Source organism: Enterococcus durans, assembly GCF_002277935.1.
Lineage (GTDB): Bacteria > Bacillota > Bacilli > Lactobacillales > Enterococcaceae > Enterococcus_B > Enterococcus_B durans.
Map to the genome: position 1 here is coordinate 606,521 of NZ_CP022930.1, position 14,940 is coordinate 621,460.

Here is a 14,940-nt window from a genome sequence, read left to right on the forward strand (position 1 = left end):
AAGAAAAATGTTTTTCTCTATTGAAGAACTCGTACAGCAAGCAAACGACTACTCCAGTGTCGCTGAATTAATGATTGCTGTTGAAATGGAAATGAGCGGACGTTCACGCGAACAGATCATCGCGATCATGGAAAAAAATCTAAGTGTGATGGAACAATCCATTGCTGAAGGAAAAGCAGGTGTAACATCTGTAACTGGCATTACAGGTGGCGATGCAAAAAAACTAGACGATTATTTAAAGGAAGCTGATTTTCTTAGTGGTGAAACAATCCTGACTGCCGTTCGTAATGCGATTGCTGTGAACGAGGTCAATGCCAAAATGGGCTTGATCTGCGCAACTCCTACTGCCGGCAGTGCTGGAGTCGTACCTGGTGTATTGATGTCTGTTCGTGACCGCTTGGAATTAAGTCATAAACAACAGTTAGAATTTCTCTTTACTGCTGGGGCATTCGGCCTAGTCATGGCAAATAATGCTTCGATCAGTGGTGCAGAAGGTGGTTGCCAAGCAGAAGTTGGTTCAGCCAGTGCCATGGCAGCTGCTGCATTAGTATGTGCAAAAAATGGTACGCCGCATCAAGCCGCTCAAGCCGTTGCAATTACTTTAAAAAATATGATGGGGCTGATCTGTGACCCTGTCGCAGGGCTCGTTGAAGTTCCCTGTGTCAAAAGAAATGCGCTTGGTTCTTCTCAAGCTTTCATTTCTGCCGACATGGCGTTAGCCGGTATCGAAAGTGTCATTCCGCCTGACGAAGTTGTCGCTGCGATGTACCAAGTAGGCAGACAAATGCCCTCTATCTTCAAAGAAACAGCAGAAGGTGGTCTAGCAGCAACTCCAACTGCTAAACGACTAACAAAAGAGATTTTAAAATAAAACGTGGAAATGTTCTTTTATTAGAGGCGGAAAACGAATGTGGGGCAAATCTAAAAATCAGTTTTGCTACAGACTCTCGAATAACCGTCGTTCAAAAGTAGTCTTTTCGGTAATTTCAAAAAAAAACGACTAGTTTTACCTGTTTTGTCGTTAGTGGTGTACTAGATGTTCCCTCAAAAAAATAGCGCGTATCGACGGCTCTGTCGATACGTGCTATTTTTTTTGACTTCTTTTAATCTAGCAACTTAGTGTTTTTAATTTCGTTCACTGTTCTAGTACCAGCCAATTGCATAGTGATCGATAACTCTTTATTCAAATGATCAAATACAGAAGTAACACCTTGTGCGCCACCTAGGTTCAAACCATAGATGACTGGACGACCGATGGCAACTAGATCCGCCCCACTCGCTAGAGCTTTGAAGACATGTTCTCCACGGCGTACTCCTGAATCAAAGATAACAGGAACACGTTTATTGACAACTTCTGCTACTTTAGGCAGAACTTCAAAAGAAGCAGGGCCACCATCAAGTTGACGTCCTCCATGATTCGAAACCCAAATGCCATCTGCACCGGCAGAAATTGCTACTTCGGCATCTTCTGGTGATTGGATACCCTTTACGATCACAGGTAGATTCGTTAAATCTTTGATTTTTTTGATATCTTCTGGTGTCAATCCTTGCTTAGCCGCTGCATAGATTTCAGAGATCCCTTTTCCTTCACCATTTCCACTTGCGCTCTGTTCACTATACGCTGCAAGGTTAGGCATTGGTAATGGAAATTGGAAATGATTGATGATATCTTCTTCTCGATACCCACCTAATGTCGAATCAGCGGTTAAGATAATTGCCTTTGCACCAGCTTCAACTGCTTTGTTCAAGATGAATTCATTAAAGCCGTCATCTTTACTCATATATAATTGGAAAAATTGTGGCGCACCAGGCGCTGCCGCTGCCGCATCTTTGATAGTTGTATTGGCGTACGTGCTGATAGAAAAGATCGAACCAGCCGCAGCAACACCTTTCGCTGTATTCGCCTCTCCTTTTTCATGTGCTAAGCCTTGCGCAGCAGATGGCGCTTGAATGATCGGCGTCTTCAAATCAATCCCAAAAATCGATGTACTTAAATCAGCAGAATCGATCCCTCTCAACACTCGAGGCATGATTTTTTTCGTATTGAACGATGTCGTATTTTCTTTCATCGTCCATTCATCTTCTGAACCGCCACGGATATACCCAAATGCGCCAGCTTCCATGCGCTCTTTTACTTTTCCTTCAAGTGAAGCAATATTTACGATATCAATTGAATGTTCTTCTGTACTTGCCTGATAAGCCATAACTAAATCCCTCTTTCTTTCCTACGTTTAGTCAAGTACTTTTTTCTATTGGTTTTTATCAAGAAAAAAGTATACGAAATAAGCCTAATAAATTAGAAATTTTTTTATTAGGTATGCTATAATTCTAGGTAAGGATATATTCCTTATTGGTCGTTAGAGGCCGTGTATGAGTAATCATACGGACTTGAATGTCGTACCATCGAATGGAGACATTTCAAGAGCTTGTTGATGCAGGCGACGAGCGCAACCTTATGCTTTTTGGGCGAAGGTTGCGTTTTTAGTTTATAGTAATAGTCCACAAGATGATTGGGCCCCGCCGCTTGTTGTCGAATCATGTTCATCATAATAAAATACAAATTTTTTCGGGCCTTCGGATTCCCATGTTTATTCATGTGTTCTTTGGCTGTATATTTTCCAGATTGATATCTTCTGGTATCAACACCGACGAAAGCATTCAATTGCTTATGAGAAGAAAAACGCCGAATATCCCCTAATTCACCAATAATGAGTCCTGCAGAAAGTTCACCAATTCCAGGGATACTTTGATAGAAATCAAATTCTATTGTTTGTTTCGCAATGTCAACTAGCTGTTTGGCGAGTTGTTCTTTTGTTACAAGCAATTGTTTCAATTGTTGGGCATAATACACGACTTTTTGAACAGAAATACTTTGTCCAGATTCAGCTGGATAAGAATTTTGCGCAAGTGAAAGTAAGGTTTGTGCTTTAGCCAAGGCTTTTTGATCGGAGATTTTTTTATCCGTATTTTTCTTTAACACATTTTTTACCTTAGTTTGGCTTAAGTGTGCCAAGTAATCAGGGTGGGGGAAAAGTTCGACAAGATTCAAGGCGAGTTTTGATAACCTGTTCGTGAAAAGTGTTTCCAATTCTGGGAAAGTCAATTGTAAAGCGGTATGCAGGTTCATTCTCGTGCGTTTAATGTCCCTTTCAATTTGTTGATAAAAGCGTGCAAAATCGCGTGTTTGTTTATAGACTTCTGTTTGAGATTGTTTTTGTTTCCGCAAAAATTGACCGTGTGTTTGTGCCAGTCGATGGGCATCTCGTTTATCCGTTTTGACTGAACGTAAGTCAATATTCAGTTGTCTTTTCGCTTCTAAAGGGTTTAATAAACAATAGGCGAAATGATTCTTTTGACAAAAAGTTTCAATGACTCTTGAATAAACCCCCGTTGCTTCAAAAACGATTTGTGGTCGTTCTGGAAGAGCATAAATTTCTTGAAGAAGTGCATTGAAATGTGTTTTATCGTGAAGAATTTCTTGTTCAAAAAGACAAGTATTTTCATGATAAATAACGACATAACTTTTTCCCATTGAGACATCTAAAGCAAGTACATACATAATTTTCATCTCCTAAGAAGTGTTGAAAGATTCTTCACTGCTTCATTTCGTTCCTAATTTCCTTTACACGGGCTCGAAGCCCCAACATACTTAAACCAGGTTTTAAAATGACAGTGAAGAAGACCATTTTTTGTTTGGGACTCGTAGTCCAAGAAAGTGTGGTCGGTCTTTCTTTCACAACCAACTATACGCTTAAAAGAGCGTTAGAGGGTAATTTCATCCGTCGATGAATTTACCCTCTAATCTTAGTATGTTTTTTAGTACAAACTCATCATATTACTCTTACTAAAAGTAAGCAAACATTTATACTCGGTCTGAGTTTAAAATAAAAAAGTGTCACTCACAAGGAGGTCGAGACAAAAGTGTTTCTTACTTTGGTCCCACGCTCGCTTCACTTGAGTTACACTCTTTTAAACAAAAGAATCCAGTTAAATAGCAAGTAGTAGTACTTTTTTCGAAAGCTAGTCGATTCTATTCATTCAGGTTCCAAACAAATTGTTGGACCAGTCGATCCACTTCCTGGTTTTCATGAAGCATACTGTGTGCAGCATTTTCTCCTTCGACGACCTTTTCCTCAACTGGATTTCCATTTTGCTTGAGTAAAGCATACACCGCCAAGGCACTACTCAATGGAACAGTCCCATCACTAGCATCCGTTTCACTCAATTGTCCACCAACTAGCAAGAATTGGGTAGTTGCAGGAACGTTGTCTATCAGTTGTTGGTAATCTTGGTACCGACTAGTTGTCACAGCTGGGCCATTTTTCAGCATATCATTTAAGCTTTGGGTACTGTTTTCTTCAAATTCATTAAATGGCGCCCCTAATGCAACAAACTTTTGGACTTGTGGTAACGATTGATCTTGACCATAAGTAGCAAGATAACGCAGACCGCTGACTCCTCCCATCGAGTGACCAACGATATTTACTTTATCGATGCCATAGGTAGATTGTAGATATGTTAGACACGCTTTGATCCATTCAGTTTGATTCCATTCATTGTTTTTATTATCCGCAAATAATACTTGGACGATCGGATTGTCCGCTTTCTTTGTTAATTCTCCATCAGCCTGTACTTGACCATTGACATCAACCGTCAATGTCAACTCTTTTTGTGCGCTATCTTCTAATCGCTGGATCATTCCTTTAAAGGAGTTGACGGTTCCACTATAGCCATGGAGAAACAGCGTAGGTGTAGTCGTTTTTTCAATTTTTTCTTCTGTTGTTTGTGTTGTTTCTGCCTTCTTTGTTCCAGTGGTTGGCTCATTGGTTGCTTTAGACTGACAGCCAGCAAACAAAACCATCCCTAATCCAATCAAAAAACTGGTCATTATAAATTTACGCCATTTTGTCATGATCTGTCCTCCTACTAATGAATAACAAAAAAAGACGAAAAGAGTTGAGTAACAATCTTTCCGTCTTACTTGTTGCTCCGGCGATATGCTTTTTTTAAACACTTCCAGCAACGTATTAATCGATTTTGTCTACTTGATCAAAATCAAGTTCTGTACTTGTTTCACGACCAAACATATCGATATTCACTTTTAATTTTTCTTTTTCTTCATCTACTTCTGTTACTTGACCTTCTAGTCCAGCAAAAGCACCTTCGATGATCTTGACTACTTCGCCTACTTCGATTTCTAAATCATTTTGGCGTAAGCTCATACCGATTGAACGCAAGATATGGTTCACTTCTTCTGGCAATAATGGCGCTGGTTTGCTTCCTGCACCATGAGAACCAACAAATCCAGTTACACCCGGTGTATTACGAACGACATACCAAGAAGCATCCGACATGATCATTTCTACTAATACATAACCTGGGAATGTTTTATGAACGATTTCTTTTTCTTTACCGTTCTTTACTTCTGTTTCAGTTTCTTCTGGAACAACTACACGGAAAATAAAGTCAGCCATTTTCATACTTTGCGCACGAGATTCGATGTTTGCTTTTACTTTGTTTTCATATCCTGAGTATGTATGCAATACATACCAATTTTTTTCAAAAGATTCCATTAAGGGCTCCTCATTTCATTGTAAAATAAAAAAACCCCAGTTGCCCGAAGTTTTTCCTTCAACCTGATTATAGCACTATTTTGCGATTTTTACTAGCGCCTTATTTTAATAAGAATGCAAATAAACTTTGGATTGCTGTATCCATAACGAAAAACATCACACCAAAAATAATCGACGTTTCGATAACTACCAATGTATCTTTACGTAATTGCTTACGAGATGGCCATGTTACTTGTTTCATTTCTGCTTTGACACTTTTTAGAAACTTCATCCTTTATCCTCCTGTGTTCTATTTTGTTTCTTTATGTAATGTGTATTGATTACAATATTTACAAAATTTATTGATCTCCAAACGTTCGCCGCTTTTTCCTTCACTGATTGATTTTGTGTAGTTTCTAGAACCGCAAACGGAACAAGCTAATGCTGCTTTTTTCTTTGCCATTCGTTGTCCCCCCTTACTGAAAATCAAAATTATACACTTTTACAGTATCATGGAAAAGTTTTTCTGTCAATTCGCATTTAAACGGTCTATTGTTTTGCAATTAATTATGATATGATTAATTTGAAGTGAAGTAAAAATGAGATATATGGAGGTAAAATTATGCTATTAAAAACACTTGTATATAAGAAAAAAGATTTAACAACTGTTACTGAGACCAGCACTTTAGAAGAAGCATTAGAGATTTTAGAAAGTTCTGGCTATCGTTGCGTGCCGATCTTAGATGCTTCTGGAAATATTTTCCGTGGAAATATTTATAAGATGCACATCTATCGCCATAAAGCTAACGGCGGGGATATGACACTACCAGTTACACATCTATTGAAGAATGCCACAAAATTCATCTATTTAGACACATCTTTCTTTAAAGTATTTTTCACGATCAAAGAGCTACCTTATATCGCCGTACTTGATAATGAAAATCACTTCTATGGAATTTTGACACATAGTACCTTGTTGACTATGCTCTCACAATCATGGAGTGTCGAACAAGGTAGCTACGTGTTAACGATTGCGTCTACTGGTAAACAAGGCGATTTAGCAACGATCTCAAAAATCATCTCTAAATACAGCAGTATTGCCAGCTGTATTACACTTGATATCGAAAAGGATGAATTCATCCGTCGTACACTGATCACTTTGCCTGCTGACACAGACGAAAAAGTATGTGAAACGATTGTTAACCAACTTGAAAAGAAAAACTATAAAGTAATCGAGATCGAAAATCTACAACACGCAGAATAAGCTTCGATAAACAGATAATTAGCCAAACAGAACTAGAGAGTGGGACAAAAGTAAGAAACACTTTTGTCCCACTCTTTAAAAACGAATAAACGGTGGGAGCAGAAGCAACTCCTTCGGAAATAAGCCGAAATTAACAAAAATTTGAAAAGCAATTTTCGTTAATTTCTTCTTATTTCTCGGAGTTAAACACTTCTGTCCCAACCTCTATCTTTATATAAACTATTTTCAACTCGCTCTTCCTATACGCGATTTTTAAAATCTAATGCTCGGTCTAAATAATACATCAATGGTGCTGACACAGCCATGATGATACACTCGCTTGCTGCTAATGTGCCATAAGTCGTCCAAAAGGCCTTGCCGCCTGTTGGTACTAACATGTACGCAATCAATCCCATGCTGATCGTAAAGAAGAGCGTATTCAGTGCTAAACGTACTTTTACATTTTTGATTTTATTTTGCAAAATTGCTGTTAAACCTAAAGAAATCAATGTTTGTCCGCCACCGAAAATAACATCTAGTATTCCAAAGCCAAAGAATGCGTTATAGATGATGACTCCTCCTAGTACACCCCAGAGTAATTTCCGATTAAAAACCACTAAATGATTCAAACTTTCAGAGATTCGAAATTGGATTGGTCCAGATGATACTGGTGCAACTAAAATCGTTAACGCTAAATATAAAGCCATGATGATCCCATTCACTACGACGACCATTAATTGTTTTTGTTCCTGTGTCTTTTGCATAATATAATCCCTCATTTCTCCTAGTTTTTTTAACGCGGGATGGTTGATGAACCGCGGTTATCTTAAACAAATAATCATTATAACAGACAATCTATAGATTTAAAACCATAGAATTCTTTGAATTGAAATAGTATCTAAAGAGTGAATGTAAACGTTTGCCAAAACAAAGAAATTATGCTATAAAATAGGTGTAAGAGGCATAAGGATTCCCAGTAGCGCAGACGAAGCAGGTTCTGCAAGAAAAGAATTGTTGTGTATCTAAAAAAGAAAAAAGGAAGTGGGAGTTTGAATAACCTCTTACCTGAACAAGATCTAGCAAGCAGCTGAAGAACTAAGTGGACATATCGAACCTTAGATTTCTTCTCCGTTTCAAACGAACGGATCGAGCGCTTGCTAGATTTTTTTATTTTTTTGAAATCTGTTCTTTTTCATTTCTGCACTCCTCTGCTATAATAACCAAGAATAAAAACATATGGTTTGTTTTTTCTCTTTTTAAAATAAATTTTGATATTCAACAATGAATATTTCAGTCGCTAACCATTGGAGCGTTAAGCGAAAAATTGAGAAGTTCTCTGATTTTATGATTGAGTCTATAGCCAGCTCAACTTCTGAAATGTTTCGCAGGAGGCAAAAATGAAGTTTCATTATTATTTATTAATCAACCAAGCGGCTGGAAGCGGCTCTGGTAAAAAGGTAGCGGACAAGATCATCCCGCTATTTGCTGAAAAGAATCTGACCTATTCTGTTTATTATAGTAAGTGGAAAGGCCATGATGCCCAAATCGCTGAGGAATTAGCAGAAGATACGCTGAAAGAATGGACTGAAGAAACCCGTGAGCAAGAAGCTCCTTTTCCTCTACTTGTAATTGTCGGCGGTGATGGAACACTGCACCAAGTATTGAATACTTTTTACCAACTGAAAGTTAATTTTCCTGTTGCATATATCCCTGCCGGTTCTGGTAATGATTTTGCTAGAGGTATCGGATTATCAAGGAATGCTGTAAAAGCATTAGAAAATGTGCTTGCTGCAACTGAACCTCAGGAAATCAATCTATTAAGCTATGAAGAAAAAATCAGCGATAGACAAGGAGTTGTCGTAAATAATTTTGGGATTGGTTTGGATGCGGCAATCGTGCATGCGACAAATCATTCGAATGCGAAAACTCAATTGAACAAGTATAAATTAGGATCGCTTTCTTATATTTTTTCGATCTTGCGTGTTTTCTTTGTTCAAAAAGGATTCCCTATTTTAGTAGAAACTAGTGGAAAACAGGTCAGTTTTGAAAAAGCTTTTTTATGTACAGCAACGAATCACCCATACTTTGGAGGCGGTGTAGCCATCGCTCCCACCGCTGATATTGCCAAACCAACGATTGATTTTGTTGTCGTGGAGCGGATCAATCTATTCAAGATTTTGTGGATCGCTCTTTTACTGACACAAAAAAAGCAACTCAATTCTAAAAATTTTCACCACTTTACCACTAGTAAATTGCGTATTGTTTCGACTACATCACAATATGGTCAAGAAGATGGTGAAGACACTGAAAAGCAACCGTTCGATTTACAGTTGTCCACAAAAAAGCAACTATTTTGGTGTAATTTAACGCTTTGATAGGCATATAGTTATAAGAGCAAAGAGCGTGGGATAATAGTCTTTCTTAAAAAGAAAAGGTTCTATAATATTTTGTGTTGGTGGAAATCGAAATCGATTTTCTACCAACACTTTTTCTTTGTTTCAATCCAAAAAAAGACTCACATTTGGTAAAATTTAGTCGACAAAAACATTACCCTACCAAAGGAGTCTCTCTATGGATAATCATATTAGAAAATTACTCGGATTAACAGATGAACATTCATTTTTTTGATGAAAAATGGATGACTCGCCTTCCCATTGCGAACACTGCGAATTGGTTCTCATTATCCGCAACGATTCATATACGACACGCACAGAACACGCCGCATGTCGGACTAAGTTTTATCCAAATTTGTCTCCACCAACACAATTTGACGAAGAGCCACTATTTTCAGGGTGATTACTATTAGCTACTTGGTATTGTTCTCTGTCACTAAGTCAAAAAAATTATTGGCTTTTAGATTAAAAAAATTAATTGTCGAAAAATCATAGCCAGTCACCTTAGCCACTTGTAAATAATACTTTTTTTCTGTTTCGATCGTTAAAAGATAGCCTAAATCAAATCCTAAAACCTCCCAATCTTTCACCTCAAAGTTTACAATGCTAGATTTAGGTATACGAATAATATTCTCATCGTAGTTTTCTTCTTTTATGTCAACAGGTGATAACCCGCTTCCTATTTTCTTGATTATTAACTCTTCTTCAGTCGCAATAACCAAAACTATTTTAGTGACGATTATCTTTACTGTTGGGTGAAGAGGTAATACTACTAAAAACGGATGTGCATATTCATAACAACTAAAATAATTACCTTTAGGCGTAAGCCCTAAATGCCTCATAAAATTTTCCGCTTTTTGTTCCAGAACAATATCCGTATACATTTTTAATTCCCCCAACAATAAATTGCATTGATAGCTATACCAGCTACGATTGTAGCAACATTAAATTTCAAAAGTTGTGAAGAGCTCAAAGTTTTCTTAGCTTTTTCAAGCAAAATATCTACAGCTTTATCATAGTCCTTTGACGCAAGAGCATTAATCAAGATTTGCATCGCATTTTCTCCTTGCAACGCATCCCAAACGCCCTTTTCAAGGGGTAACGTACTTATAACAATACAAGCAATATATTTTATAAAATTACGAGTCATACTAGGAATCACGTAATTATCAAAAACAAATTTCCCAGCTAATCCTTCTTCACCTGGAAGTTCTGATTTTGCTTTTATCGCTACAAAATCAGTTGGGATATACTGTTTTGTCGTTGGATCAATATGGCCTGCTTCTTCCAAATAAAATTTTAATTCTTCTACAGCTTGCTTTTTTTGTTCTTCAAGCCTTGTTTCTTCATTCACATTTTCATCTGCATAAATAGCTGATCCAGTACTAATAAAAATTCCCAAAATCATTAGCAATGTCATTCCCAAACAAAAAAATTTAGACTCTTTTAAAACTTTTAACTCCATATATCCTCTCCTTGTTCTATCAATTTTTAATGCTAAATATCAATACAAAAAATACTTACTAACTTGCTATCCTAATTTGTCTTTTATAATTAATCAAATTAGTTATATAAAAAAGTAAGCGTTTTTTTAAAATATTATAGAGAATTTTATCAGCAAAAAAGAGAGTGTAAAATATTTTGTGTAAATAGAAAAAAGGAAGTCCCTTCTGTAGAATAGAGTTACCACAACACATTCACAGAAAAGAGGACTTCCATATGAACGATTTTACTACAGAAATTCTAAAGACTCTAGCGAACAAAGGCGATTTGAATGAATTATTCCGTGTCCATTTGGAAAAAGCTGTCAATACGCTTCTCAAAACGGAGTTAACGGCTTTCCTCGATTACGAAAAGTACGATCGCATTGGTTTTAACACGGGTAATTCTCGTAACGGCTCCTATGACCGTACGGTCAAGACCGAGTACGGGGAACTTCATCTCCAGATTCCGCGCGACCGCAACGGCGAGTTCAAGCAACAGACTGTTCCTGCTTATAGACGGACGAATGATACCTTAGAGGAGACCGTCATTCACCTCTTCCGAAAAGGTATTACCATGTCGGAAATCGCAGACTTGATTGAGAAAATGTATGGGCATCACTACACGCCCCAAACCATGTCCAACATGACTAAAGTGCTGACTGAAGAAGTAAATGCATTTAAAGTTAGAACTCTAAATGATAAGTATGTCGCTATTTTCATGGATGCTACTTATATTCCTTTAAAACGGCAAACCGTCTCCAAAGAAGCAATCTATATTGCCATTGGTATACGAGAAGACGGCACTAAAGAAGTACTAAGTTATGCGATTGCTCCGACTGAATCGACCTACGTTTGGAATGAGTTGTTAGAGGACATTTACTCCAGAGGGGTTCATGATGTCTTACTGTTTATTACCGATGGCTTAAAAGGCATGAAAGATACGATTCACCAGATTTATCCTAAAGCTAAATACCAACATTGCTGTGTTCACGTTTCCCGTAATATTGCTCATAAAGTACGTGTCAAAGATCGAAAAGAAATCTGTGATGATTTTAAGGCTGTTTATCAAGCTAGCTCAAAGGAAGAGGCAAATACCTTTTTAGGGAGTATGATTGAGAAGTGGCAGAAAACTTATCCTAAAGTGACGCAGTCACTGATAAAAAATCAAGATTTATTGACTTTTTATGAGTTTCCGCCTGGTATCCGCCGAAGCATTTACTCAACTAATTTAATCGAATCTTTCAATAAACAAATCAAGAAATACAGCCGCAGAAAAGAGCAGTTTCAAAATGAAGAATCACTAGAGCGTTTCCTAGTATCCATCTTTGATACATACAATCAAAAATTCTTAAATAGAAGCCATAAAGGCTTCCAACAAGTGACGGATACATTAGCTTCAATGTTTACTGAGTAACCCATTATTTTGCAGAAGGACGAGTTATTTACACAAAATTATTGACGCTCCCGCAAAAAAAGCAGCATATCATAAAAAGACGATTTTTAGTCTTAAATTGACACTTTGTCTTTAAAAATGAAAAATATCAATAATGCACCTTTCATAAACAGCATTGAGAAAAGATACTCTTTATAGTATTGATTATGTATTATGAGTGAACCTTAAATCAAAAAAGCGGGACAAAAATCAGAAAAAACCTGATTTTTGTCCCACTCGCTTTCTATTTTTAAGGTTTTACGTTTTCCATACCAATCATTGGATCAATCAGTTGTTTTTCAATTGCTTCTGTTGTCAGAATATACGTCTGAGGTAATCGAGTCGCTTCTGTTTCCTTTTCTTCATCTTTCATCTGCTCTTTTGTTTCTTCAACCGATGAGAATAGATTAACATTACGTTCCTTTTCCTGGACAGACTCTTCTTGTTCGTTGTGCTCATTTTTTTCAGTTGGTGTCTTGGCTGTTTCACCCACGCTAGTGTATGAACCATCCTCAAACGGATCACTTCCACTCAATGAATCCTCGTAAGCTACTAGCTTCGTTCGTGTAGCGATCGTCATCTGCTCGTTTTCTTCAATTCTTTTTTTCAAGGTTGTCTTTCGGCTCGCTGATTCATTCTTCACACATGTAGCATAAGCGTGTTCTTCCCCTAAAAGTATCAGCAATTCTTTACTTCGAGTGACTGCAGTATAAAGCAAGTTTCTCTGGAGCATACGCTGATATTGGTGAACCATAGGCAAAATGACCATTTTGAATTCACTACCTTGTGATTTATGGATCGAGCAACAATAAGAGAGCGTGATCTTATTCCACTCATTCCGTTTATATGTGACTTCATTGGCATCAAATTGAATCACCAATTCATCAATCTTATCTTCAGAATCTTTTGCCAACACAATTCCCGTGATTTCTCCCATATCGCCATTAAACACATTTAATTCCGGCGTATTTACTAACTGGAGGACTTTATCTCCGATCCGATAGACTGTATCGTTCCAATGAACTTCTTTGCGTCCATCCCTTCCCGGATTAAAGATATTTTGCATCATCTTATTCAGCGCATCGATTCCTGCTGGACCACGATACATTGGAGCTAATACTTGGATATCTTGTGCAGTAAATCCTTTGTTTTTCGCTTTTTCCACGATCTTCGCAATCAACGGTTCAATCGTATATGCATCACTTCTGAAAAAGGATCGATCCCTCTGATTCTTTGTAAAATCAGCTGGCAATTGTCCTTCTTTGATTTCATGAGCAAGTGGAATAATACTTGAGCCATCTCCTTGACGATAGATCTGATTCAATTCCATTTTAGGAATCTGATCGATTTCCAACAAATCATGCAGAACCTGACCAGGACCTACAGAGGGTAATTGATCTTTATCCCCAACTAAAATAACTTGCATATTTGTAGGAATAGCTTTAAATAAAGTGTTCGCTAACCATGTATCGACCATCGACATTTCATCGATGATCAATAAACCACCCTCCAGCTCCTTCGTACTGACTGTTGGTGATTTTTCACGTCCATTCAATCCAAGCAATCGGTGGATCGTGCTTGCCGGAAGTCCGGTCGTTTCATTCATTCGCTTTGCTGCCCGACCAGTTGGCGCTGCCAACAATATCGGAAAAATTTCCTGTGTATATTTCGTGGGATCTAATTCCAACCCATTCAATTCTGCAAACAAATTGACGATTCCATTGATAACTGTCGTTTTCCCTGTACCAGGTCCTCCAGTTAAAATGAATAATGGCGAACGGACTGCTTCTGAAATGGCCTTCTCTTGGGACTCTCCATATTGGATACCAAAAACTTTTTCGATACGACGAATATTTTTTTTCACTTCTTTTTCTGGATACTTGATTTCTTTTTTTCGACTAAGCAACCGTTGAATCGAATTACCGATCCCCCATTCAGAGAAAAACAAACTGTTCTCATAGAGATTGGTTCCTTCTTGTTGGATCTTTCCCTCTTCGACAAGTTGGATGATCACTGTTGCCACTTGATCTGGTTGAATTTCAATCGGTCGGCTTGTTTCCAAAATCCTGATGGTTTGGCTAAGAAGCATCTCAGCAGGAACATATGTATCGCCAGTTTGAACCGCATGCTGAAAAATTTGGTGTAAGATTGCTGCTCGGATACGTCTTGGAGAATCGGCGGCGATCCCTAGTTGCTCTGCCAAGTTATCTGCACGTTTAAAGCCGATTCCTTCAATATCTTCAACCAGTTGATACGGATTTTCTTGAATGATATCTAGTGCTTCATTTTTATAAGTTTGGTAGATACTAAACGCAAGCTGACTACCAAAACCATAGCGGTTCAGCCCCATGATCACTTGATCCATTCCATGATTCAAGCGAATCGTTTCCGCGATCATTTCTCTTTTCGGCTTAGTCAAACCAGAAATCTGTTTTAGCACTGAAGGATCAGCAATGATTTTTTCAATCGCTTCTTCACCCAATAACTCAACGATTTTTTCTGCTGTTTTCTTTCCGATACCCGGAAATTTCTCACTAGACAAATAACCAACAATACCGTTGGCTGTAGTAGGCTTTTCTTGCTCATACCGCTCAACTTTTAGCTGTCTACCATATTTAGGATGGTCTACTAATTCACCGTAGAACCGATACAACTCATTTTCTTGGACATCTCCAAAGCTTCCTGTCACAACGATTTCTTTTTCACGATAATCAGCAGTTGTTTCAGTGACCCGAACCAGTAAGACTTTATAAAAATTACTAGGATTTTGATAAAAAATTGCGGCAACTGTGCCAACAAAGTAAGGCATTTCTTCTGGCTGCATTTTGCCGCCTCC

General features: G+C 37.8%; 14 protein-coding genes, 1 pseudogene and 1 riboswitch. Of the genes and pseudogenes, 5 read left to right on the forward strand and 10 right to left on the reverse strand.

The window, feature by feature from the left end; translation table 11 throughout:
- The first annotated feature begins 7 nt into the window (after window positions 1–7).
- Window positions 8–871, forward strand: a complete 864-nt coding sequence (gene sdaAA, locus CJZ72_RS02955) for an L-serine ammonia-lyase, iron-sulfur-dependent, subunit alpha (RefSeq protein ID WP_081134062.1) — start codon at window positions 8–10, stop codon at window positions 869–871.
- A gap of 232 nt (window positions 872–1,103) precedes the next feature.
- Here the strand turns inward: sdaAA and CJZ72_RS02960 are convergent, their stop codons facing one another.
- The 6 genes from CJZ72_RS02960 to rpmG all read right to left on the reverse strand — a co-directional run bounded on the left by CJZ72_RS02960 (window position 1,104) and on the right by rpmG (window position 6,015).
- Window positions 1,104–2,204: a lactate oxidase gene (locus tag CJZ72_RS02960; RefSeq protein ID WP_081134061.1), complete on the reverse strand. Its 1,101-nt coding sequence runs from the start codon at window positions 2,202–2,204 to the stop codon at window positions 1,104–1,106.
- Between the two features lie 143 nt (window positions 2,205–2,347).
- Window positions 2,348–3,568 carry an IS110 family RNA-guided transposase gene (locus CJZ72_RS02965; protein WP_095443576.1) on the reverse strand — a complete coding sequence of 407 codons (1,221 nt, stop codon included), beginning with the start codon at window positions 3,566–3,568 and terminating at the stop codon, window positions 2,348–2,350.
- 462 nt (window positions 3,569–4,030) lie between these two features.
- On the reverse strand, window positions 4,031–4,912 hold the full coding sequence (locus CJZ72_RS02970) for an alpha/beta fold hydrolase (RefSeq protein ID WP_081134060.1): 882 nt from the start codon (window positions 4,910–4,912) through the stop codon (window positions 4,031–4,033).
- A 115-nt stretch (window positions 4,913–5,027) separates the two neighbouring features.
- Window positions 5,028–5,573: a transcription termination/antitermination protein NusG gene (nusG, locus tag CJZ72_RS02975; protein ID WP_005878994.1), complete on the reverse strand. Its 546-nt coding sequence runs from the start codon at window positions 5,571–5,573 to the stop codon at window positions 5,028–5,030.
- A 100-nt stretch (window positions 5,574–5,673) separates the two neighbouring features.
- On the reverse strand, window positions 5,674–5,844 hold the full coding sequence (gene secE, locus CJZ72_RS02980) for a preprotein translocase subunit SecE (RefSeq protein WP_005878996.1): 171 nt from the start codon (window positions 5,842–5,844) through the stop codon (window positions 5,674–5,676).
- Between the two features lie 18 nt (window positions 5,845–5,862).
- Complete coding sequence (gene rpmG / locus CJZ72_RS02985; protein ID WP_005878997.1) at window positions 5,863–6,015, reverse strand: 50S ribosomal protein L33; 153 nt, start codon at window positions 6,013–6,015, stop codon at window positions 5,863–5,865.
- 159 nt (window positions 6,016–6,174) lie between these two features.
- On the opposite strand from rpmG, the gene cbpA reads away from it, so the two are divergent.
- Window positions 6,175–6,816 (forward strand): cyclic di-AMP binding protein CbpA, encoded by a 642-nt coding sequence (cbpA, locus tag CJZ72_RS02990; RefSeq protein ID WP_005878998.1) that lies wholly within the window; start codon window positions 6,175–6,177, stop codon window positions 6,814–6,816.
- 239 nt (window positions 6,817–7,055) lie between these two features.
- On the opposite strand, the gene CJZ72_RS02995 is transcribed toward cbpA, so the two are convergent.
- Window positions 7,056–7,559, reverse strand: a complete 504-nt coding sequence (locus CJZ72_RS02995) for a QueT transporter family protein (protein WP_081134059.1) — start codon at window positions 7,557–7,559, stop codon at window positions 7,056–7,058.
- A 14-nt stretch (window positions 7,560–7,573) separates the two neighbouring features.
- Window positions 7,574–7,620: riboswitch (PreQ1 riboswitch) on the reverse strand.
- Between the two features lie 572 nt (window positions 7,621–8,192).
- Between CJZ72_RS02995 and CJZ72_RS03000 the strand changes: the two genes are divergently transcribed.
- A complete protein-coding gene (locus tag CJZ72_RS03000; RefSeq protein WP_081134058.1) occupies window positions 8,193–9,170 on the forward strand; it encodes a diacylglycerol/lipid kinase family protein in 978 nt (325 codons plus the stop codon).
- A gap of 196 nt (window positions 9,171–9,366) precedes the next feature.
- Window positions 9,367–9,531, forward strand: a pseudogene (locus CJZ72_RS14370) (ISL3 family transposase); the annotation flags it as partial.
- 70 nt (window positions 9,532–9,601) lie between these two features.
- Here CJZ72_RS14370 and CJZ72_RS03005 read toward each other — a convergent pair.
- Together CJZ72_RS03005 and CJZ72_RS03010 are read right to left on the reverse strand one after the other, a co-directional pair.
- A complete protein-coding gene (locus CJZ72_RS03005) occupies window positions 9,602–10,072 on the reverse strand; it encodes a hypothetical protein (protein WP_081134057.1) in 471 nt (156 codons plus the stop codon).
- A 2-nt stretch (window positions 10,073–10,074) separates the two neighbouring features.
- The gene (locus CJZ72_RS03010) at window positions 10,075–10,653 is read right to left on the reverse strand and encodes a streptococcin A-M57 (protein ID WP_081134056.1); all 579 of its coding nucleotides are present in this window, start codon (window positions 10,651–10,653) and stop codon (window positions 10,075–10,077) included.
- 254 nt (window positions 10,654–10,907) lie between these two features.
- On the opposite strand from CJZ72_RS03010, the gene CJZ72_RS03020 reads away from it, so the two are divergent.
- The gene (locus CJZ72_RS03020; protein WP_081133701.1) at window positions 10,908–12,086 is read left to right on the forward strand and encodes an IS256-like element ISEfm2 family transposase; all 1,179 of its coding nucleotides are present in this window, start codon (window positions 10,908–10,910) and stop codon (window positions 12,084–12,086) included.
- Between the two features lie 268 nt (window positions 12,087–12,354).
- On the opposite strand, the gene recD2 is transcribed toward CJZ72_RS03020, so the two are convergent.
- Window positions 12,355–14,928 (reverse strand): SF1B family DNA helicase RecD2, encoded by a 2,574-nt coding sequence (gene recD2 / locus CJZ72_RS03025; protein WP_081134055.1) that lies wholly within the window; start codon window positions 14,926–14,928, stop codon window positions 12,355–12,357.
- Between the last annotated feature and the right edge of the window lie 12 nt (window positions 14,929–14,940).

Coding starts and splice junctions, on each gene's coding strand:
- sdaAA (WP_081134062.1), top strand. CDS start 8: ATGTTTTTCTCTATTGAAGAACTCGTACAGCAAGCAAACGACTACTCC.
- CJZ72_RS02960 (WP_081134061.1), bottom strand. CDS start 2,204: ATGGCTTATCAGGCAAGTACAGAAGAACATTCAATTGATATCGTAAAT.
- CJZ72_RS02965 (WP_095443576.1), bottom strand. CDS start 3,568: ATGAAAATTATGTATGTACTTGCTTTAGATGTCTCAATGGGAAAAAGT.
- CJZ72_RS02970 (WP_081134060.1), bottom strand. CDS start 4,912: ATGACAAAATGGCGTAAATTTATAATGACCAGTTTTTTGATTGGATTA.
- nusG (WP_005878994.1), bottom strand. CDS start 5,573: ATGGAATCTTTTGAAAAAAATTGGTATGTATTGCATACATACTCAGGA.
- secE (WP_005878996.1), bottom strand. CDS start 5,844: ATGAAGTTTCTAAAAAGTGTCAAAGCAGAAATGAAACAAGTAACATGG.
- rpmG (WP_005878997.1), bottom strand. CDS start 6,015: ATGGCAAAGAAAAAAGCAGCATTAGCTTGTTCCGTTTGCGGTTCTAGA.
- cbpA (WP_005878998.1), top strand. CDS start 6,175: ATGCTATTAAAAACACTTGTATATAAGAAAAAAGATTTAACAACTGTT.
- CJZ72_RS02995 (WP_081134059.1), bottom strand. CDS start 7,559: ATGCAAAAGACACAGGAACAAAAACAATTAATGGTCGTCGTAGTGAAT.
- CJZ72_RS03000 (WP_081134058.1), top strand. CDS start 8,193: ATGAAGTTTCATTATTATTTATTAATCAACCAAGCGGCTGGAAGCGGC.
- CJZ72_RS03005 (WP_081134057.1), bottom strand. CDS start 10,072: ATGTATACGGATATTGTTCTGGAACAAAAAGCGGAAAATTTTATGAGG.
- CJZ72_RS03010 (WP_081134056.1), bottom strand. CDS start 10,653: ATGGAGTTAAAAGTTTTAAAAGAGTCTAAATTTTTTTGTTTGGGAATG.
- CJZ72_RS03020 (WP_081133701.1), top strand. CDS start 10,908: ATGAACGATTTTACTACAGAAATTCTAAAGACTCTAGCGAACAAAGGC.
- recD2 (WP_081134055.1), bottom strand. CDS start 14,928: ATGCAGCCAGAAGAAATGCCTTACTTTGTTGGCACAGTTGCCGCAATT.